The sequence below is a fragment of the Halalkalibacter sp. HAAS-P014 genome (genome assembly GCF_056619965.1).
Window position 1 is genome coordinate 160,193 of sequence record NZ_JBWQTV010000006.1, and the last position, 20,562, is coordinate 180,754.

Annotated in this window: 21 protein-coding genes; all 21 read right to left on the reverse strand. The window is 37.8% G+C overall.

Translation table 11 applies throughout. From position 1 onward, the window contains the following. Positions 1-47 precede the first annotated feature (47 nt). Positions 48-1,007 (reverse strand): hypothetical protein, encoded by a 960-nt coding sequence (locus AC1FXZ_RS05590; protein WP_480051720.1) that lies wholly within the window; start codon positions 1,005-1,007, stop codon positions 48-50. A 332-nt stretch (positions 1,008-1,339) separates the two neighbouring features. Next, positions 1,340-2,632 carry a 3-phosphoshikimate 1-carboxyvinyltransferase gene (gene aroA, locus AC1FXZ_RS05595; protein WP_480051721.1) on the reverse strand — a complete coding sequence of 431 codons (1,293 nt, stop codon included), beginning with the start codon at positions 2,630-2,632 and terminating at the stop codon, positions 1,340-1,342. A gap of 59 nt (positions 2,633-2,691) precedes the next feature. Then, positions 2,692-3,789 (reverse strand): prephenate dehydrogenase, encoded by a 1,098-nt coding sequence (locus AC1FXZ_RS05600; protein WP_480051722.1) that lies wholly within the window; start codon positions 3,787-3,789, stop codon positions 2,692-2,694. Positions 3,790-3,863: 74 nt separating this feature from the next. After that, the gene (hisC, locus tag AC1FXZ_RS05605) at positions 3,864-4,964 is read right to left on the reverse strand and encodes a histidinol-phosphate transaminase (RefSeq protein ID WP_480051723.1); all 1,101 of its coding nucleotides are present in this window, start codon (positions 4,962-4,964) and stop codon (positions 3,864-3,866) included. Positions 4,965-5,007: 43 nt separating this feature from the next. Further along, positions 5,008-5,811: a tryptophan synthase subunit alpha gene (trpA, locus tag AC1FXZ_RS05610; protein WP_480051724.1), complete on the reverse strand. Its 804-nt coding sequence runs from the start codon at positions 5,809-5,811 to the stop codon at positions 5,008-5,010. Next, a complete protein-coding gene (gene trpB, locus AC1FXZ_RS05615; protein ID WP_480051725.1) occupies positions 5,801-7,003 on the reverse strand; it encodes a tryptophan synthase subunit beta in 1,203 nt (400 codons plus the stop codon). Before trpB ends, trpA begins: the two co-directional genes overlap by 11 nt. Further along, positions 6,981-7,637 carry a phosphoribosylanthranilate isomerase gene (locus AC1FXZ_RS05620; protein ID WP_480051726.1) on the reverse strand — a complete coding sequence of 219 codons (657 nt, stop codon included), beginning with the start codon at positions 7,635-7,637 and terminating at the stop codon, positions 6,981-6,983. Before AC1FXZ_RS05620 ends, trpB begins: the two co-directional genes overlap by 23 nt. Then, the gene (gene trpC / locus AC1FXZ_RS05625) at positions 7,621-8,394 is read right to left on the reverse strand and encodes an indole-3-glycerol phosphate synthase TrpC (protein ID WP_480051727.1); all 774 of its coding nucleotides are present in this window, start codon (positions 8,392-8,394) and stop codon (positions 7,621-7,623) included. The genes AC1FXZ_RS05620 and trpC overlap by 17 nt, the downstream gene beginning before the upstream one ends. Further along, positions 8,387-9,406 (reverse strand): anthranilate phosphoribosyltransferase, encoded by a 1,020-nt coding sequence (gene trpD, locus AC1FXZ_RS05630; protein WP_480051728.1) that lies wholly within the window; start codon positions 9,404-9,406, stop codon positions 8,387-8,389. Before trpD ends, trpC begins: the two co-directional genes overlap by 8 nt. After that, positions 9,399-10,910, reverse strand: a complete 1,512-nt coding sequence (gene trpE, locus AC1FXZ_RS05635; RefSeq protein WP_480051729.1) for an anthranilate synthase component I — start codon at positions 10,908-10,910, stop codon at positions 9,399-9,401. The genes trpD and trpE overlap by 8 nt, the downstream gene beginning before the upstream one ends. Before the next feature lie 300 nt (positions 10,911-11,210). Next, positions 11,211-11,582 (reverse strand): chorismate mutase, encoded by a 372-nt coding sequence (aroH, locus tag AC1FXZ_RS05640; RefSeq protein ID WP_480051730.1) that lies wholly within the window; start codon positions 11,580-11,582, stop codon positions 11,211-11,213. Further along, the gene (gene aroB / locus AC1FXZ_RS05645; RefSeq protein WP_480051731.1) at positions 11,575-12,669 is read right to left on the reverse strand and encodes a 3-dehydroquinate synthase; all 1,095 of its coding nucleotides are present in this window, start codon (positions 12,667-12,669) and stop codon (positions 11,575-11,577) included. The genes aroH and aroB overlap by 8 nt, the downstream gene beginning before the upstream one ends. After that, positions 12,669-13,841 carry a chorismate synthase gene (gene aroC / locus AC1FXZ_RS05650; RefSeq protein ID WP_480051732.1) on the reverse strand — a complete coding sequence of 391 codons (1,173 nt, stop codon included), beginning with the start codon at positions 13,839-13,841 and terminating at the stop codon, positions 12,669-12,671. Before aroC ends, aroB begins: the two co-directional genes overlap by 1 nt. A 204-nt stretch (positions 13,842-14,045) precedes the next feature. Further along, a complete protein-coding gene (locus tag AC1FXZ_RS05655; protein ID WP_480051733.1) occupies positions 14,046-14,819 on the reverse strand; it encodes a CheR family methyltransferase in 774 nt (257 codons plus the stop codon). A 211-nt stretch (positions 14,820-15,030) separates the two neighbouring features. Further along, positions 15,031-15,474, reverse strand: coding sequence for a nucleoside-diphosphate kinase (gene ndk / locus AC1FXZ_RS05660; RefSeq protein ID WP_480051734.1), 444 nt, complete (start codon positions 15,472-15,474; stop codon positions 15,031-15,033). A gap of 176 nt (positions 15,475-15,650) precedes the next feature. Beyond that, positions 15,651-16,622 (reverse strand): heptaprenyl diphosphate synthase component II, encoded by a 972-nt coding sequence (gene hepT / locus AC1FXZ_RS05665; protein ID WP_480051735.1) that lies wholly within the window; start codon positions 16,620-16,622, stop codon positions 15,651-15,653. Positions 16,623-16,650: 28 nt separating this feature from the next. Next, the gene (locus tag AC1FXZ_RS05670) at positions 16,651-17,496 is read right to left on the reverse strand and encodes a menaquinone biosynthesis protein (RefSeq protein WP_480051736.1); all 846 of its coding nucleotides are present in this window, start codon (positions 17,494-17,496) and stop codon (positions 16,651-16,653) included. Next, positions 17,493-18,101 (reverse strand): UbiX family flavin prenyltransferase, encoded by a 609-nt coding sequence (locus tag AC1FXZ_RS05675; RefSeq protein ID WP_480051737.1) that lies wholly within the window; start codon positions 18,099-18,101, stop codon positions 17,493-17,495. Before AC1FXZ_RS05675 ends, AC1FXZ_RS05670 begins: the two co-directional genes overlap by 4 nt. After that, a complete protein-coding gene (locus AC1FXZ_RS05680) occupies positions 18,095-18,961 on the reverse strand; it encodes a UbiA-like polyprenyltransferase (protein WP_480051738.1) in 867 nt (288 codons plus the stop codon). Before AC1FXZ_RS05680 ends, AC1FXZ_RS05675 begins: the two co-directional genes overlap by 7 nt. A 26-nt stretch (positions 18,962-18,987) precedes the next feature. Next, positions 18,988-19,701, reverse strand: coding sequence for a demethylmenaquinone methyltransferase (gene menG / locus AC1FXZ_RS05685; protein WP_480051739.1), 714 nt, complete (start codon positions 19,699-19,701; stop codon positions 18,988-18,990). Positions 19,702-19,706: 5 nt separating this feature from the next. Further along, positions 19,707-20,501 carry a heptaprenyl diphosphate synthase component 1 gene (locus AC1FXZ_RS05690; RefSeq protein WP_480051740.1) on the reverse strand — a complete coding sequence of 265 codons (795 nt, stop codon included), beginning with the start codon at positions 20,499-20,501 and terminating at the stop codon, positions 19,707-19,709. Positions 20,502-20,562: the final 61 nt, after the last annotated feature.

Consider the following 20,562-nt stretch of genomic DNA (forward strand, 5'->3'; position numbering starts at 1 on the left):
AAACCATCATTCAAACTGAATGACGGTAGAATACCAAAGGGAACTCATTACCTATGTGTAACTACTTTTTGAGGTTGCAAATCCTCTACAATAGTAGGTAATGGCAAAAACCTCCCCGGTCTAGCAACATCGATCAAACGCCCATATCCTGGTTTTAAAGAAACCGTATCATTCGCTTTAATTATTTCACCTTTGGAGACAACAATTGCTGGACCTTTTTCATCATATACAATCTCACCATTCGTTGCAACTGTTTGCTTTACGGGATCCTCTTGCTGCTCTTGTTCAGAGAGGAACAGAAGATAATCTGCATCGCTTCCAGTAAGTAACCTCCCTTTTCTCGGGTACAATCCAACTTTTTGCAGTAACGGCTTCCCCCAAGCTACAAGTGGTTCTAAAGGCTCCGTGGTGTGTATTTGATAATGATTACACAACATATTCCATTGCTGCAATAAAGTAGCCTCATACCTTCTTGTAGAAGAGGCTATACTGGGAATTATAACAGTTGGATATGTTAGGAGTGTTTGTGAAACATGTGTCCATGGTAACGAATTCATTTCTTTGAAAGACTTAACTTCAATTTGTACGAATGGTATCTTAAGATTTTGACAAAGGCGTAGCACTGTAGGTCGCAACAATGATATCGGTAATGTTAACCCTATAATAAAATCTAATGTACTACTTGCCAACTCATGTTTAGCTCTTTTGAAAGCCTTTTCGATATCTCCTTCATACCGAACTTCAGGTGCCACAGCTACACTAGTACAACCCCTTTTGATAAGTTGACTTTGCCGTTCTTGAAAAGCTTTAAAATCAGCGCAGGCCAATAACTGATTATCAAACATAATACGACCTTCTGTCATGAGAATACCTTTCATATTGATACGCTGCTTGTTCCACTTATCAAAAGAGCTTGTCACATATTGAATTTGCCCATTTTTAATTAAATAGGAACGTAGTATATTTTCTTTTTCATCCACTTTCGTAGCATTGTCTAATAAATACATTACCATTCCTCCCTAAAATGATTAGATATAGACAAGCTATGAAAGCAAATCGTAAAAGAGAACCGAATAGATTGTTCTTAATATAATATCAGAATTTTTCAAAATATATATTGACAATAAATCGTTTCTAGTTATAATAAAAGTAAGCGTATGGTTTCTCTCCACTCCTATCCATACAATATTTAGCTTTTGCTAAACCCTTATTTTTGAAAACGCTTACGTTTTCTCGGATAAGGGCTTTTTTTTAAATAAAAAAGAGGCTGCCCCCTTTCCTCCTCCCTACAAAATAGGCAAGATTAAAAATTAGAGCTAACCTCTTATAATTTTGTATACTAGGTTTGTTGAAGTTGTTTAATATGATCAAAGAAAGTTGGGTATGATACAGCAATCGCTTCACTACGTTCGATTTTCACATCATTTTCTGAGATTAGTCCAGCAATCGCCATTGCCATTCCAATCCGATGATCGCCATAACTATTTACTGTGGCACCATTTAATGTACTTCCCCCTTCAATGATCATTCCATCTTCAGTAGCTGTAACATTTGCTCCTAATTTGCTTAACTCACTTACAACTGTATCAATTCGATTCGTTTCCTTGACCTTTAATTCCTCTGCATCTCGAATGACAGTTTTTCCTACTGCTTGCGTCGCTAAAACAGCAATAACAGGAATTTCGTCAATTAGCCTTGGAATTAACTCTCCCCCAATTTCGATCCCTTTCAATTCTGATGTAGAAATCTTGATATCAGCAAGTGGTTCTCCACCATCGATTCGTTCATTATGTAACGATATATTAGCACCCATTTGCTTAAGGACATCAACAATCCCTGAACGTGTCGGGTTTATACCCACTCCTTCTAACGTAATTTCACTTTCAGGCACGATTGCTGCAGCAACTAGGAAGAATGCCGCAGAAGAAATATCACCCGGTACAATAATATGTCCAGCTTTTAAGGATTGTCCTCCTTGTATAGATACCGTTAAGTCATCACGTTTTACTTCGACCCCATATGCCTCAAGCATTCGCTCCGTGTGGTCACGAGACAGAGCAGGTTCTGTAACAGATGTTATACCATCACTTTGTAATCCAGCCAACAAGATAGCTGATTTCACTTGAGCACTAGCTACCTGCGATTGATAATGAATCCCTTTTGTTGCACCACCTCGAATGGATAGTGGCGTTAAGTTTCCATTATCGCGTCCATCAATGATAGACCCCATCTGCCGTAATGGATCCGTAACTCGAGCCATTGGTCGTTTCGCAATTGAGTCGTCTCCAATTACAACAGAATGAAAAGGTCGAGTAGCCAAAATTCCTAACATAAGACGTGTCGTTGTGCCTGAATTTCCAACATCAAGAATCTCACTTGGCTCAGTAAGACCATCCCACCCTTGCCCTTCAACAGTTACTTTCTCACCTTCTTGTTCAATTGTTATACCTAACTTACGAAAACAAGCTATAGTGCTTAAACAATCCTCACCTGGCAGAAACCCTTCAATCGTTGTTGTTCCCTCAGCAATGGCTCCTAACATTACAGCACGATGGGAAATCGATTTATCACCAGGTACTCGAATTGCTCCAGTCAAGCCAATTTGTGAACGTTTCACAATAGCGATATCCATAATCATTCTCCTTTTGGTATTTAAAAGTATTTAAGAACTACGAACAACTCTATAAAATATTATAAAATATATGTGTCATATAATTCTTGTTTCAAATGAATTTGGGCACGTTCTCGATCCTCTTCAGAACGAAAACTTAGTCTTAAAACACCCATTATATCCTCGCGCGTTTCTAAAATACGAATATTCGTTAAACTTATATGATTCTGAGCCAATATACCTGTAACATCAGAAATTGCTCCAGGATGATCGGGTACATCAACAAATAAATCGTAAAAAGAAGGAATCGCTCCTTTTTTACGAACAGGCAATCCATCTCTGAAATCTTTCGCTTCCTGAAAATATGTATAAATAGCCTCAGCATCTTCTTCTTCAATTAACGACCTAATTGCACTCATTTCACTTGTCCATGTATCTAACAGATTCAAAAGACTTTCTTTATTATGAAGTAAGATATCACGCCACATGGTTGGACTAGCAGATGCAATACGAGTGATATCCCTAAACCCTCCCGCAGCTAATCGGGCTACAAGTGGTTCTTCACCTTCTATCTTGGCAATTTGATGAACTAGGCTTGCGGCGATAACATGTGGAAAATGACTAATCGCCCCAGCGAGCCGATCGTGTTGTTTAGCTGTTAATTCAATGAACGTCGCCTTCGTCCCTTTCAACCAATTTTGAAGTTGAATAATATATCGCATATCTGTTTCATTAGCCGGTGTCAAAATATAAAAAGCATTCTCAAATAAATGGGATCTCGCTGCTTCTACTCCACTTTTATGAGAGCCTGCCATCGGGTGACCACCGATGAACGTGACTCCCTTATCTTTTAAACAGCTAGCTTTTTCAACAATTCTTGACTTTGTGCTTCCAACATCTGTAATAATAGCTCCAGCTTTCAAATCAAAATGTGCTAGTTCTTCTATTAGAGTTTCTGTCTTCAATACAGGTGTAGCAAAAACAATTAAGTCCGCTCCCTGAACCCCTTCTTCAATCGTAGATATATCTTCATCAATGATTTTTAATGATATTGCCATTTTTAATTGTTGCTCTGAGATATCATAACCTCGAATGTGAACATCATGCTCCTTTCTAATTGCAAGAGCAATGGAACCACCAATTAATCCGAGACCTATGATAAATACCGTTCGCTTCATGATGCACTCCCTTCCTCCATTGTGAAGAAAAAACGCCCTTCATCAATCATGAAAGACGATTTCTCCTAAAAGCTTCATTTTTTTACCACTTTTGAAACGAGCATCTCATCTAAGACAGAAAACAATTCTTTATTCTCTTCATCAGTCCCAACAGTAATACGCACACAAGTTGGAAATCCTAGTGCTTGTCCAGATCTAACAATAAAGCCCTTCTTCAACAGGTAATCAAACACTTCATCTCCAGGTATATTAAAATCTATTAAAATGAAATTCGTTTGCGATGGATAATATTTTAAATTGTGTTTTTGACAAAACTGCTCAAATTGCTTTAAAGCTTCAGTGTTTTTGGCGACACATGATGCAATGAATTCATCATCGTCTAATGATGCAGCAGCCGCAAGATGAGCAAATGTCGTATTATTAAATGGTGGTCTAACTGGGTCAATAAGTGAAATAAGCGACGGATTTGCTACCCCGTACCCAATACGTAGTGCTGCAAGTCCGTAAGCCTTTGAGAATGTACGTAACACTATTAAATTATCAAATTTTCTCAATAACGGTAATGTTTCTGGGTAATCCTTAGCTGTTACATATTCATAATAAGCCTCATCTGAAACAACAAGTACGTCAGATGGAACACGTTCTAGGAAATTAATAAACGTCTTTTCATCAACATATGTACCTGAAGGGTTATTCGGATTACAAACCCAAACAATCTTTGTATTATCATCTATCGCTTCTAGCATAGCCTCTAAATCGTGCACACCCTCAACTGAAGGTACCTCTCTTACTTCCGCACCCTCGATCGTTGCATTTAATTTGTATTGTGAAAATGTTGGATCGGCTGTTACCGTATTAGTATCTGGTGATAAAAATGCTCTGCATAAAAATTGAATAACCTCATCAGATCCATTGCCAAAAACAAGTTGGTTTTCATCTACACCTATTTTCGTCGCAACCTTTTCTCTAATATTAGCAGCATAGCCGTCAGGGTAAATAGTTGTTTGACCGGCAGCCTCTTGAATTGCCTTTTTTGCTTTTGGTGAGGCTCCATATGAATTTTCATTAGAAGCAAGTTTAACAACTTTCGTTAAGCCTAATTCTCTTTTAACTTCTTCAATAGGTTTACCGGGTTTATATGAAGGTAAGCCGTACAATTGCGATTTTGCTTTCATGATAGCACCTCATTTTTCTGGGATTATATTCTATCTCTTTATGTTACGATGAAATGAGCGAAGAGACAAACTTTTTTATTTCCTGAAGTGCCTGTGGTCTTGTTTTTTCATCCCTTAAAGCAGCTTCATGCTCTCCAATTACATTGACGAGCGCACTTCCAACTACAACACCATCGGCATGTTCTTGCATTATTTTCACTTGCTCTCCGCTAGAAATTCCAAATCCCACTGCTGTAGGTATATTACTAGCATCACGGACTGTCTTTAAGAAGTCATAAACTCTAGGGTCAAGTTCGCTACGAACTCCTGTTACTCCTAATGAAGACACACAATACAAAAATCCTTTTGCCCGTTCTGCGATCTTTTTCATGCGTTGCTGTGAAGTTGGTGCAACGAGTGAAATAAGCGATAATCCATTTTCATCACAAAGACGATCTAAATATTCACTCTCTTCATATGGAAGGTCTGGGACTAACAAACCATCGATTCCAAGCTCACTGCTTTCTTTCACTAAACGCTCTTCACCATATTGCAAAAGAGGATTAAAGTAGGTGAAAATGATTACAGGAATCGTTAGCCCTCTCTCTCTCATCTGAGGTACAAGCTGCAAAGCCTTTTCTAATGACATACCTCCACTTAATGCACGTTTAGAAGCTTCCTGGATCGTTGGTCCATCTGCAAGTGGGTCAGAATAAGGAATCCCAAGCTCTAAAATACTTGCCCCAGCTTCTTCTAATGATAAAGCAATCTCGACAGTCGCTTCGTCTGAAGGATCGCCTGCTGTAATAAATGGAATAAATAAACGTTCTCCCGTCTTAGTTGCTGCTTCCATTCGGCTATTGGCCATTTTGCTCACCTCTAAATCTTTTCATTAACGTATGGACATCTTTATCACCACGACCAGATAAACAAACAAGGATAGTGTCATCCGGTGTAAGATCTTGAGCTCGTTCAAACGCTTTTGCCAATGCATGTGCAGATTCAATTGCAGGAATAATACCTTCTTTTTCAGATAGTAACTTTAGAGCATCAAGTGCTTGTTGATCTGTAACTCCTTGATATGAAACTCGTCCACTATTAGCTAGGTAGGCATGTTCAGGTCCTACTCCAGGGTAGTCAAGACCGGCAGATATGGAATATGGCTCTGTTATTTGACCAGCTTCATCCTGAAGCAAGTACGTTAAAGAACCATGTATAACTCCTTTTTTACCGTGTGTCATTGTTGCTGCATGTTTATCCGTATCTACCCCAAGTCCAGCAGCTTCAACGCCAATTAATGTAACTGAATCTTCAAGAAAAGGATAAAACATACCAATTGCATTACTCCCACCACCTACACAAGCAATTATTTCAGTAGGAAGCTGGCCAACTCGATCAACAAATTGTTCTTTTGCCTCATCACCAATAATTCGTTGAAAATCGCGAACCATCTTAGGATAAGGATGTGGTCCAACAACAGAACCTATTAAATAAAACGTATCTTCCGCATTTGCAACCCAATAACGGATCGCCTCATTTGTTGCATCTTTTAATGTTTGACTCCCAGATGTAGCAGGTACTACTTCTGCACCCAGTAATTCCATCCGAAATACATTAAGAGCTTGCCTCTCCATGTCTTCTGCTCCCATGAAAACTTTACATTCAAGACCGAATTTTGCAGCAATTGTAGCAGACGCAACACCATGTTGCCCCGCACCCGTTTCGGCTACAATCTTTGTTTTTCCCATTTTTTTAGCTAGAAGTGCCTGCCCCATTGCATTATTTAACTTGTGAGCTCCAGTATGCAACAGGTCTTCACGCTTTAAATAAATTTTCGCTCCACCGAAATAATTCGATAGATTCTCAGCGTAAGATAGCGCTGTAGGCCTCCCTGCATATTCTTGTAAGTGATATAGGTATTCACGCTGAAACTCTTCGTCAGCATTTGCTTCATCTAAAGCTACTTCCAGTTCTTCAATTACGCTCATTAATGTCTCGGGAACATACTTCCCACCAAAATCACCAAAACGCCCTCGTTTATCTGGGTATGTTATTGTCATATCGGTTCATCCTTTCCTCTAGTTGCCTTATTAATTCTCTAGATTTCTTGCCGTTTGCCTCGATACCACTAGAAACATCGATTCCATCAGGGGAATACTGAAGCACCTTCTCAACATTATCTGGGCGAATCCCTCCAGCAATGAAAACTGGAACTCCTTGTTTTTTACCTTCTTTAAGATAATAAGGGATATAGTTCCAATCAAATGATACACCAGTTCCTCCCCATTGGTTGCCGACCTTGCAATCTACTATATAGCCAGATACTACCCCGTCGTACTTCTGCATCAGTTCAAGAGCATGATCATTATGATGAATTGCTTTCCAAATCGGAAGAGAAACCACCTCTTTAATAGCTGCAATATCAGCTGCTGTTTCACTCCCATGACATTGAATAACATCAATGGGTAAGCCTTTAATTGAAGTTTGTATTGTCTCTGGATTTGCATTGACAAAAAGAGCGACTAGTTTTTTATCTGTATTCGTATTCTTAATTAGCCATTCAGACACTTTGTCGCGATCAACCTGTCTTTTACTTTTCGCAAAAACAAAGCCAATATAATCAGCGCTGCTTTGAAGTGCTACCTGTGTGTCGCTATCCGAATGATTGCCACATAATTTAAGAAGAGGTTGCAATGGTTTCTCCTCCAAACAATTCTTTAATACCAACTTCAGGTGTCTTTGCTCTCATTAATGACTCACCGACTAATACACCCGCTGCCCCAACTTTTTTTACCCTTTCAATATCGGCGTTCGTATGGATACCACTTTCACTCACAAAAAGGCTTCCTTCTGGCACTAATTTAGCCATTTCTTCCGTTTGAGTCAAAGTCGTTTTAAATGTTTTCAGATTGCGATTATTCACACCAATAACTTGTGGGATGAAACATGCAAGAAGTTCTTCAAGTTCTTCCTTTGCATGCACTTCTACTAAACATTCTAATCCAAGGGAATATGCATAATCATATAGCATTTTTAACTCTTCTATAGGCACCGTGCCAACAATAAGTAGCATTGCATCGGCTCCTATTCTTGCTGTTTCATCAACTTGCTTTTTATCGATAATAAAATCTTTTCTCATTACAGGTAGGTTTATCTCATGCTTAATAGCAGTAAGGTACTTCCTATGACCTTGAAAATAGCTGACATCTGTCAATACAGATATAGCATCCGCTCCACCTTTTTCATATCCTTTAGCAATAGAGACTGGTTCAAACTCCTCACAAATAACACCCTTAGAAGGAGAAGCTTTCTTCACTTCAGCAATAAGACCTACTGAACGCTTTGAAAATTTCAGAGCTTCGTAAAGAGAGTAATGAGGAACATTTGCTTGCTCCGGTAAAGTCATTTCAGAAATTTCTACACGTTTAGTTTCCAAGATTTTATTAAGCATATTGCTGTTTCTCCTTTTGCAATGTTAGATAATGATCGTATACAGAACCAGATTGAATCGCCTCTTGAACAAGTTCAACGCCTTTTTTTATCGACGAAACACGATTTGCTACATATAAAGCAGCTGCTGCATTAAGCGTTGCAATTCCACAAGCTGAATGATTTGCCTCCCCTTTTAAAACTTGTTTGATCAATTCAGCACTTTCAGCTGGAGTTTGAACTTGAATTTCATCCAACACTCCTCGTTTTAATCCAACTTCTTCTGGTGTGATCGTATAAACCATAATATTGTCACCATTTACTTCAACTATTTTTGATTCGCCAGTGATCGATAATTCATCGAGACCTTCTCCACCTGTTACAAATAGGGTTCTAGAGGTACCTAATCTTATTAACGTCTCAGCAAGCTTTTTAGCAAACTCATGATCATACACCCCGATTAATTGATGTTTTGCTCCAGCAGGATTTGTAATTGGTCCTAATAAGTTAAAGATTGTTCTGAAACCAATTTCCTTCCGTGGAGTAACAGCATGCTTCATTGATTGATGATAGAAAGGTGCGAATAAAAAGCAAAGATTCGTTTGAACTAATGATTGCCTCGCCTCTTCCATTGAATGTTGAATTGGGATATTCAATTCTTCTAACACATCAGCACTACCACTTTTAGAGGAAACAGCACGGTTTCCGTGTTTGGCTACCGGTACTCCAATTGCCGATAGAATAATTGCTGAAGTAGTAGAAATATTAAACGTACTCAGCTCATCTCCACCAGTTCCACATGTATCGACGACTGGAATATCATCCGTTTCAATCCGAAAAGAATGAGCACGCATTGATCTTGCAAACCCAGTCATTTCATCAACTGTTTCACCTCTAAATCTCATTAATGTTAAAAGGCTTGCAATTTGACTCGGGGTTGCCCTTCCTTTCATGATCTCATCCATTACCGCTTCGGCTTGAGTTTCTGTCATCGTTTGACCTTCCATACACGAACGAAGAATTTGTTTAAGCATGCGCTGTCTCCTCCCTTTTCCCGAACATCTTTTCAGCTATTTGAGCTGCTCTGATTAATGCCTTCGCCTTATTTTGTGTTTCCTCATACTCTTTCTCTGGCACTGAATCAGCTACAACTCCTGCACCTGCTTGTATATATGCTTTTCCGTTTTCAATTACCATTGTACGTATCGCAATACAAGAATCGACATTACCGTCATACCCTAAGTAGCCAATAGCCCCAGCATAAATACCTCTTCTCGTCGGTTCAAGTTCCTGCAAAATTTCCATTGCACGGATTTTAGGAGCACCTGAAACCGTTCCTGCTGGAAATGATGCTGTCACCGCCTCCAATGGTTGTGTCCCTGCACGTAGCCTGCCTGTGACCTTAGAGACAATATGCATAACATGGGAGAACTTTTCAATCGAGAGTAATGTCGGTGTTTTAACTGAGCCATATTCAGCTATACGACCAACATCGTTACGAGCTAGGTCTACAAGCATATAATGTTCAGCACGTTCCTTTTCATCAGCTAGTAAATCTTCTGCTAGTTCTTGGTCTTCTTTTGCATTTTTTCCCCGTCTTCTTGTTCCAGCAATCGGGTGAATTTCAACATGACCATCTTGAACTTGAACAAGCCTCTCCGGTGAGCTTCCAACTATTTCAATTTCATTAAATTTTAAATAGAATAGATAAGGAGAAGGATTCACCATCCGAAGAACACGGTAAATTTCTAAAGCTGATGCAGAAACCTCCATCTCAAAACGCTGAGAGAGAACGGTTTGAAAAACATCACCAGCCAAGATATACTCTTTGATTCGCTCTACATCAGCTAAGAATTCATTTTTATTATAATTAGACGTCACATTAGCAAATGAAACTTCCTCATCCATTTTCGGAACATTTTTTAATATCAGACCATTGCTAGGTTGTTCAAGCAAAGAGGAGATTCTCATAATCTCACTTCTAGCCTCGTGATAGGAATTCACTAGTGACTCTTCTTCATTTGGTCTTACATGAACTAATACAGTTAGTTCTTTGTTTATATGATCATAAGCAATTAATGTTTGACAGAATAAAAATTGATAATGGGGAATTCGATGATCCACATTTGTCTCAAGTGTCGGTTCAATTGTTTCAATAGCATCATAACTCATGTACCCGACGGCTCCACCACGAAAGGGGATAGGGATTTCTAACGGTTGAACGTTAAGATATGACATCGTTTTATCATAAGCATCATGAAATGTTTTTTCTTCAATTACTAAATCGCGATGCTTAGAATACGTTCGATATGAACCATTCTCTTCTACTAGTTCAAACATTGGATTTAAACCAATGAACGAATATCTAGACCATGAGGATTGCTCATCCTTACTTTCAAGTAAAAAGGACACTTGATCACCTAAATGGTGAACGATTTGGACAGGGGTAAGACCATCAGCAAAAAAATGTTGATAAACGGGAATCGTATCATAAACAGCTGAAACTTTTTCAAATTCTAAAAACGTTGGGGTTATCATTTACAATCACTCCTTAAAATGGGAATGAATGAAATGAGTGGGAGGGGATGATATAATCAATAAATCTAAAGCTTATGCATTTAGATTAGTATAGCTCTATAAGATTATATTAAAAACCTCCTAAACTACTTTCGTTTAGGAGGATAATGATAGACGTATCCCTCAACTAAACTCAACTCTCCTCAACTCAATCTCATTCTCAACTAATCTCAATTTTCGTACTATTTATATTGCAATTTGCTATTCTAGGCTCGAGGAAACTTTTTTCCTCATCTCATCTGCCATAAGTCTATCGTGTTCTTATTCATTCGTCAAGGTTAAATCTGGCCTAAGCTTAATAGCCTCCCGTAAATATACATGTGCGATTTCACTTTGTTTTGTATCCGTATTTACTGTCATTAAAACACGAATACAAAGTGGTAAGCTGCCTGGCACTGGGATTTCCGTTGCACAAACAACAGGGACATAGGACCACCCTTCAAATTCTCTCAACACTTTAGCTGGGAATGTCGCCGTTACATCCTCTGTTACAGTGAAAAGGACTTGAGCCACACTTTCGGGATCGATCTTATTTTGCTCAATGAGAACGGAAACTAATTCCTTCGAAGCTTCTACTATCTCATTGTCGTTATTTTCTTTAATTGTAATTGCACCACGTATACCTCTAATCAAGACTTTTCGCCTCCAACTGTTTCACGATTACCTGTTCAATGATTGCAGGTGTGACCTTTACTAAAGTTGCTTCCTCTATATCTTTCAAAAGAACCATACGTAAAGTACCCACTTCTGCTTTCTTATCTTTTTGCATCTTTTCGATCAATTTAGATACTTTTAAGTTAGCTGGAACATCTGTTTTGTATCCTAATTGTTTAAACCATTGTTCATATCGCGCTACCTGCAGATCAACTTTGAACATCTTTTCACTTACTTTTAGCGCAAACACCATTCCTATAACAACGGCCTCTCCATGTGTGAGAGCACCGTAACCTAACTCAGACTCAATTGCATGGCCGAGAGTATGACCGAAGTTCAAATACGCTCTTATTCCTGATTCCATCTCATCTTCAGCGACAATATTCGCTTTAACCGCGATTGATTGTTCTAACATTTGGTTTAGTGTGTGCAATGGCAGTTGGTCGAATGATGTGATTTCTTTTTCCAACCAATCAAGTAAAGTTTTGTCTCTAATAAAGCCATGCTTAATCACTTCTGCAAAACCTGATCTCCATTCTTTCTCAGGTAAAGAATAAAGTGTCTCTGTATCATAGAATACTGCTTCAGGTTGGTGAAAGCTTCCTACCATGTTTTTTCCTAGAGGGTGGTTAATCGCTACTTTTCCACCTACACTGCTATCATGAGCAAGAAGAGTTGTAGGAACTTGTACAAAACGAATTCCTCGCATATATGTAGCAGCAACAAAACCAGCTAAATCACCGACTACGCCTCCACCTAGCGCTACAATAAGAGACTTGCGATCAAGCCCGCATTCTAACGCCTTTGTTATAGCCTGTTCATATACGGAAAATGACTTGGATGCTTCCCCACTTTCAATCACCTCTGTGTAGATAGGAAGCTTGTTCTGAAAGCTTCCTATTACATCTTCCAAATAAAGAGGGGCAACAGACGAATCTGTAATCACAAGCACAGAAGATACCGGATCAGTAAAATTAGAAACAAGCTCATCAATTTGACTTCGTATTCCTGCCTCTATATGAACATGGTATGTTTTTGATTTAGTGTCAATTAGAACTTGCTTCATTAAAATTTCCTCGCTTCATCCCTGTGACGCTCTATGTTCTCGTTAATCGTTTCGATTTGGTCATGGCCAAATGTTTCTAATAACGCACTTGCTAATTCCCAAGCTACAACAGCTTCTGCCACAACTGATGCTGCTGGCACTGCACAGCTATCAGAACGCTCAATGCTTGCTGCAAATGGTTCTTTTGTGTCGATATCAACACTTTGAAGTGGCTTATAAAGCGTTGGGATCGGCTTCATTACACCTCTTACAACAATTGGCATCCCAGTAGTCATTCCACCTTCAAATCCACCAAGGCGATTCGTTTTACGGCTAAACCCGTTTTCTTCATCCCAAATAATTTCATCATGTACTTGACTTCCAGGTAGATGGGCAGCTTCAAAACCAATTCCGATTTCGACACCCTTAAAAGCATTAATGCTCATAATAGCAGCGGCTAATTTCGCATCTAGTTTGCGATCATAATGAACATGACTCCCTAAACCAACAGGAACATTTTCTATCACAACCTCAACAATTCCACCAATTGAGTCCCCATCCTCTTTCGCAGCATCAATCGCTTCGATCATTTTTGCACTTGCAGCCTCATCTAAACAACGCACTTGTGATGCTTCCGAGCGTTTTTGTAAATCCTCGACCGAATCATAGTGAACTTCTTCAGCTTTTACTCCACCTATTTCAAGAACATGGCCACCAACCTTAATTCCAAAGGTTGATAAGATTTTTTTCGCAACTGCTCCAGTTGCAACTCGCACAGTTGTTTCGCGAGCTGATGAACGTTCTAATACATTTCTCATATCACGATGACCATATTTTATTGCACCATTCAAATCGGCATGTCCTGGTCGTGGACGCGTAAGTTTTCGCTTTACTTCTTTTTCCTCTTCTTCGCTAATAGGTTCAGCACCCATCACCTTTGTCCAATGTGTCCAATCTTTATTCTCAACAACAAGTGCAATTGGTGCTCCTGTAGTACGTCCGTGCCTAACACCACTTAGAATCTGCACCTGATCCTTTTCAATTTGCATCCTTCTTCCACGGCCATATCCACCTTGCCTGCGTGCTAATTCATAATTAATATCTTCTGCTACCAACTCTAGTTGTGCAGGAACACCTTCTATAATCGTCGTTAATTGTGGACCATGCGACTCACCAGCTGTTAAATATCTCATCTCGACTCCTCCAATTTCACCAACACTTCTCTTTATCGCTTTTATGCGTTAAATTATAACATATATTACTATTACGCGCCTCAAAAAATTTAGACAATTTCGTTATTAATTAGAGATTGTATCAAAATATTTGTCATACGTCTAAGAAAATTTTAAATTTATTATATGTAAAAAGGATATAATCTAATATCTTCCTCCGAATACTTATCTTTTTTTATAAAAGAAAGTATCCTCTACCTCGAGGTCATATGTAGTTGGACTAAATATTTGTTCCGTACTTCCAACAAACAATACACCACCAGGCCGAAGCGCTTTACTAAATTTCAAATATAAATCATGTTTGGCTTCTTCTGTAAAGTAAATCATTACATTACGACAAATAATAAGATCAAAGTTTTCATCAAAGCGATCAGCTAATAAATTTTGTTGTTTAAATGTAACGGTCTTTTTTATATCATCGGTAACCTTATATCCCATAGGGTCTTTAATAAAATAGTTCGTTAGCATATCAGGTGGGACTTCTTTTATGGATCGTTCTGGATACAACCCATTTTTTGCCTGTTCGAGAATAGCACGATCTAAATCAGTTGCTAATATGGATAATCTGCTCAAAGGCATAAACTTCGACATAATCATCGCTAATGTGTAAGGTTCTTCTCCAGTCGAACAAGCAGCACTCCATAATTTCAATCTCGAATTTTCTTTAATAAGCCGTGGGAGTATTTTCTCCTCTAACACTTCCCATCTTTTAGCATTTCGATAAAATTCAGAAACATTAATCGTCATCCTTTCTAAAAACTCATTAAATAGGTCTTCATTTGAAATCATTTTTTGATAAAAAGTATCAAAGTTCGTAAAACCTTTTTTGTTGCGTAATGACTCTAGTCTACGTTTCATCTGAGCCTCTTTATACAAAGAGAGATCAATCGCTGTTTTCTTTTTTATATTGCTAATAAATTGCATATAATCTTGACTCATATAATAATACCTTTCCTTAATGTGATGGCTTTATCATACGACGAAAAAATAAAAAAATCTATGATAACCGTAAATTAACAGAACCTTAGGTAGTACTTCTATTTTCATATAAAATAACTACTTTAAATATGCACTATATTTATGATTAGTCTGGCCCTGATGGTCACACAAAAAGCTCGCCCAATTTAGGACGAGCTTTTAAACGCTTACATTACACCCATTTATTAACAGTTTTTTCGTAATTATTTAATTCATTTTCTTCAAAGAAAATTGAAATTTCTCTTTCTGCACTTTCTGGTGAATCCGACCCGTGAATAACGTTCATTGCAACTTGCACACCGAAATCTCCACGAATTGTTCCTAGTGCTGCTTCTTGTGGGTTAGTAGCCCCCATCATGGTACGAGCAGTAGAGATAACCTTTTCACCTTCCCAAACCATTGCAAATACTGGACCTGATGTTATAAAGTCTACCAATTCTCCAAAGAAAGGGCTCTCCTTATGTTCACCATAATGTGTTTCTGCTAATTCTTTTGAAACCGTCATCAATTTTGCACCAACTAGTGTAAAACCTTTCTTTTCAAAGCGAGATACAATTTCACCAACTAAATTTCTTTGTACACCATCTGGCTTAATCATTAAATATGTACGTTCCATGTTAATCGCTCCTATCCAATGTATGTATATAACAATCTTTAATAGTATAACAAACTATTAAAACAGGGACAATATAGTTGAGAAATATTTGTTTGAAAGCATTACCATATCCATTTGTGATAAAAAAAGCGACCACATTTCCTCTATTACAAAATGTGGTCGTCTTTATTATGTAATTAAAATTTGCGCTTTCCAATATAGGCTGCAATTTCACGTAAATACATCTTCTCTTCTGTATCTGGTAACCTCTCTAAAGCTTGATAAGCTTTATTTAAGTATCGATCACTAATCTTTAAAGAATACTCAATACTGCCTGATTGCTTAATATCGTTTATGATCGCTGAAATGTCCTTATTCTTTGCATAACTTCCCACTAAAGTCTTTTCAATTGATTGTTTTAACGTCGGGTTATGGTGCATAGCATAAAGAGCTGGCAATGTAACATTTCCTTGCCTTAGATCTCCACCAGCAGGCTTGCCTAATTGTTCCTCTGTTCCAACAAAATCTAAAATGTCATCAGTTATTTGAAAAGACATCCCAACATTATAACCGAATTGAAATAAATTGCGTTGAATCGTTTTATCAGCATTAGCTGCTATTGCTCCTAATTCACAACTTACCGCGATGAGTAAGGCCGTTTTACGTTTAATCCTACGCAAGTAAATACGAAAATTTTGCCCCCAATTATATTGATCACGAATTTGATCAATTTCTCCTAGACATATTTCTTGCATCGCATTAGATAAGATTTTATGAATATCTGGATTAGCAAAAAATGCAGCTGATTCCAAAGCTCTACCAAAAATGAAGTCACCTGTATACATAGCAACACGATTATCCCATTGTGACTTAACCGTCTTCTTTCCTCGCCTAAGATCCGCATCGTCGATTACATCGTCATGAACAAGGGAGCCCATATGTATTAATTCAAGTGGAACAGCAATGTGCTTAAGTTCATTAATATCATATTGTCCAAACTTTGCTGCTAGCAAGACAAACACGGGACGAATCCTTTTCCCACCTGCTTTTAGCAATTGAATGGCCGCTTCTTGCATCACAGCATTATCAGACTGAACATTTGCTTCAAGCTCTTTTTCAATAATTGTAATATCAGATTGAAATTGCATGTAGATTTCTGCTAGTTTCATGTCGTCCACCTTATATAATTACTAGTTACTAGTTTTTAATCTCATTCCAAATAGTCAATGATTTAACCGGTCGAGATATAAAATTCATTTTATAGAGCAGGTCATAATAATAGGATAATCCTCTTTGTTCTTCTGGTCCAAAATCATTACATAGTTTTTGAAAATAATAATTCCAAAATGAGCGTTCTCCACCGTGTTTTTTTACAATATCAGCGATCATTGCCTGATATTGATCAGCTTCACAAGTCATCTTACTTTCCACAAAAGAACGATAAAGTAATTCAATAATATTTGGTTCTTCGTGCAGTGTTTGATTGCGTACTGCAAAGACGGCAAACGTCATAGGCAACCCCGTTTGCTCATACCACAACTTTCCTAGATCGTAATGGTATAGACCACTGTTCTTCTCTCTCTCTGCAAGAATCGCATCGTCTCCTATTAATAAACAAGCTTCATTATCTAATAACATACTGTTAATATCAGGGCTCATTACTTTGTAGAATATTGAAAACGAATAGAAATATTCTAACAAAATTTTTAATAGATGAAGTGAAGTTGCAGAACTAGAAGTTAATGCAATCCTTTTACCGTTCAATTCATCAAGTGGAACTTTCGAAAAAAGAAAGATGGAATTTACTGAACCATAACTAGAAACGGATAAGTCCGGTAATAAAGTGAAAGAATCTGCGTTCTCAGCGTAAGAGAAAGAGGAAATACCTCCAACATCGATACGTCCTGTTACCATTCCTCTATTAAGTTCTGCCGGGATGGCCGGTATAAAGCTACAACCATTTGCTTTCAAAAACTTACGATCTAAATGATAAAAAAATGGTTGAATATTTGTATAGGAAATCTCGCCAATTACAACACTCACCGACCTCCCCCCCAGCGTGTAAACAATGAATGTTCAACCCCTAGACTGTCTAATGCTTTTCCCACAAGAAAGTTTATCAGATCATCCATTGAATTGGGCAAATGATAAAAGCCAGGCATAGCAGGAAGGACTTTTGCTCCCACCTTAGAAACCTTAAGCATGTTTTCTAAATGTAATTGATTAAGTGGGGTTTCTCTAGGAACTAAGACTAGCTTTCGCCCCTCTTTCAACATAACGTCAGCCGTTCGCTCAAGGAGGTTACCAGAAGCTCCATTCGCAATCCCCGAGAGCGTTCCCATAGAACATGGAATAATAATCATTCCATTGTTTTGATAAGAACCACTTGCAATTGATGCACCATAATCATTCAGTTCATGTATATGAAGCTCCCCTTTATAACTACCGAATAAATTATCTATAACCTTGGTACGATTCGAAGTATCCAATAACAATTCTTCTTTAAAAACTCGCCAAGCTGCTTCGGTTAAAATTAAATGAACTTTATAACTATTGTTCAACAATTCTTGAACGAGCCGAACTCCATAAACTGCCCCACTAGCTCCTGTAATTCCAACGATATAGATTCCTTTTTCATTAACTACCATAAAAGTACATCTCCTATTGCAAATACAAACAATACAACACTTAAAATACCATTCATAGTAAAAAATGCTACATCAAGTTTTGAAAGATCATTTTCCGAAACAAGTGAATGTTCATAAAGCATAATTCCACCAGCAATGATTACCCCTAAGAAGTACACCCAGCCAAGTGCTGTCACAAAAAACAACCCAAGAAAGCAAAGGAAGCTAATCACATGAAAATAGCGAGCGATTGTTAGTGCTCGTCCAATCCCAAATCGACTTGGTATTGAATGAAGTCCATGTTCTTTATCGTAATCAGCATCTTGCGTTGCATAAATTACATCAAATCCTGCTGTCCAAAGCGCCACAGCTAGAAATAGAAGAAATGCTTCCCAAGTTAGTGTACCTGTTGCACCAACCCATCCTCCAAGAGGAGCAATTCCAATTGTAATCCCTAAAATAATATGGCACGTCCATGTAAATCGTTTTGTATAAGAATAAATAACAAGGAAGAAGACTGCAGCTGGTAATAAATAAACAGCCAGCATGTTTAACTTAAACGCTGCATAAAAGAGTAGTCCAAACGAAATAATAATAAATAATAAAACTTCTAATTTAGACACTAAACCAGCCGGAATAGCACGAGTTGCTGTTCTTGGGTTGTGTTTATCAATTTGTTCATCAATTACTCTATTTAAGGACATCGCCGCACTTCTTGCCCCCACCATTGCCACTGTAATCCAAATCCATTGTGACAATGTAGGCCAATCGCCATTGACAATGAAAGATCCCATTATTGCACCAAAAAACGCAAATGGCAAGGCAAAAACCGTATGTTCAAACTTAATCATTTCTAAGATGATTTTTAACTTTCTAATCACTTTATATCTGCTCCAATTCTACTTCCCTATTTGGTACTCGATTTTTTTCCTAAGTGCATTGCAGCGACTCCACCTGAATATGGTTTCACTTCAACATCAACGAATCCTGCTTTCTGAAACATTTCAGCTAGTTTTTTTCGACCTGGAAAAGACATAGTCGATTCTTGAAGCCACGAATATTCTTCATAACTTTTTGCAAATAACTTTCCAAATAACGGCATAACTCGACGAAAATAAAAAAAGTATAATTGTTTAAAGACAGGAATAGTAGGCTGTGATGTTTCAAGACAAACAACCGTTCCTCCTGGTTTTGTAACGCGATACATTTCTTGTAACACTTTCATATAATCAGGTACATTTCGCAATCCAAAACCAATCGTTACAAAGTCAAAGCGATTATCTTCATATGGGAGTTCCATGGCATTACCATGACGTAAATGTACTTGGGTAAGGTTTCTTTCCTTTACCTTTTCCTCTCCGATTTTTAACATATTTTTACTGAAATCGAGACCTTCAACATGTCCACTAGTGCCTACTGCTTCACCTAAAGCAATTGCCCAATCAGCTGTACCACAGCAAACATCTAGTGCCTGATCGCCTTCTTGCACATTCATTTTTTTCATTGTATCCTTTCGCCATGCTTTATGACGTTGGAAACTTATAACCGAATTCATGACGTCGTATTTTTTGTAAATTGACTCAAACACTTGATGGACGCGTTCTTCTTTCGATTGTGTCATCTTGCTCACCCTTCTTCTGCTGCTATCTCTTGAAATGATGATTGTACGAATAGCTTATCAACATGTTCAATAACAAAATTATCAAAGTTTCTCAACTGTTTACTTCTAGTCAATAGACGATCTTTCAAATCTTCTATTTTTCTATCTATAGATTGTAATTTATCACTTTCGACGCCAGATTCCTTAAAAATTGAATCAATAATAATGCTTGTTTTACCTTCTTTCCAAGACCTCTTTTCGGCTAGTAATTTTTTCAAGAAAAAGTAATCCTTAATAACCTCTTTCCAACGAGTTTCCTCAAAATGTTCAGCCATATTCTGCATAAGTCCAGATTCAACTTGAGCCGTCTTCCTTTCAATTTCATCATAGCTCCAGCTTAATTCAGCTGAACCATACAAATTCATTTTATTTACATTAATTTCTTGTATTGACTGACTAAATACTTTAATCATTGGAACTTGATTTTTTTCTGCAAGCAAATAGTAGTAGAGACTTACATAATAATCACCTGCAAGCACTGTTAATTGCCTATTTTTTCTCAGCTTATCAGACGTAATTGGATGGAGGGAGACCTCATCATGAACATCCAGAGCAGATTGAAGTAATAAAGCTGAAATCGTAAACATTTTTACTTCTGCATTTGTTAATCGGTTATATAACATTGCGTATATAAACCGAACTTTATCATCATCGATTTCTGGTTTTTTTACGTATGACTCCAAATAAGGATGCTCTGTTAGTTTATAGAAGCTCTTTTTGATTTCTTTGACATTGTCATTAACCTGACCCATACTCACCATTTAAAAATCCCCCAAATTCCGTCCTTCATTGTTGTAGTAGCCTATTTATATCGCGTCCATT

Coding starts and splice junctions, on each gene's coding strand:
- ndk (WP_480051734.1), bottom strand. CDS start 15,474: ATGGAACGTACATATTTAATGATTAAGCCAGATGGTGTACAAAGAAAT.
- trpE (WP_480051729.1), bottom strand. CDS start 10,910: ATGATAACCCCAACGTTTTTAGAATTTGAAAAAGTTTCAGCTGTTTAT.
- aroB (WP_480051731.1), bottom strand. CDS start 12,669: ATGAAGCAAGTTCTAATTGACACTAAATCAAAAACATACCATGTTCAT.
- trpB (WP_480051725.1), bottom strand. CDS start 7,003: ATGACAATAACATACCCAGATAAACGAGGGCGTTTTGGTGATTTTGGT.
- AC1FXZ_RS05590 (WP_480051720.1), bottom strand. CDS start 1,007: ATGTATTTATTAGACAATGCTACGAAAGTGGATGAAAAAGAAAATATA.
- trpD (WP_480051728.1), bottom strand. CDS start 9,406: ATGCTTAAACAAATTCTTCGTTCGTGTATGGAAGGTCAAACGATGACA.
- aroC (WP_480051732.1), bottom strand. CDS start 13,841: ATGAGATATTTAACAGCTGGTGAGTCGCATGGTCCACAATTAACGACG.
- AC1FXZ_RS05690 (WP_480051740.1), bottom strand. CDS start 20,501: ATGGTGAGTATGGGTCAGGTTAATGACAATGTCAAAGAAATCAAAAAG.
- hepT (WP_480051735.1), bottom strand. CDS start 16,622: ATGAAACTAGCAGAAATCTACATGCAATTTCAATCTGATATTACAATT.
- AC1FXZ_RS05655 (WP_480051733.1), bottom strand. CDS start 14,819: ATGAGTCAAGATTATATGCAATTTATTAGCAATATAAAAAAGAAAACA.
- aroA (WP_480051721.1), bottom strand. CDS start 2,632: ATGGATATCGCTATTGTGAAACGTTCACAAATTGGCTTGACTGGAGCA.
- AC1FXZ_RS05675 (WP_480051737.1), bottom strand. CDS start 18,101: ATGGTAGTTAATGAAAAAGGAATCTATATCGTTGGAATTACAGGAGCT.
- trpA (WP_480051724.1), bottom strand. CDS start 5,811: ATGGCCAATAGCCGAATGGAAGCAGCAACTAAGACGGGAGAACGTTTA.
- menG (WP_480051739.1), bottom strand. CDS start 19,701: ATGACACAATCGAAAGAAGAACGCGTCCATCAAGTGTTTGAGTCAATT.
- hisC (WP_480051723.1), bottom strand. CDS start 4,964: ATGAAAGCAAAATCGCAATTGTACGGCTTACCTTCATATAAACCCGGT.
- trpC (WP_480051727.1), bottom strand. CDS start 8,394: ATGCTTAATAAAATCTTGGAAACTAAACGTGTAGAAATTTCTGAAATG.
- AC1FXZ_RS05600 (WP_480051722.1), bottom strand. CDS start 3,789: ATGAAGCGAACGGTATTTATCATAGGTCTCGGATTAATTGGTGGTTCC.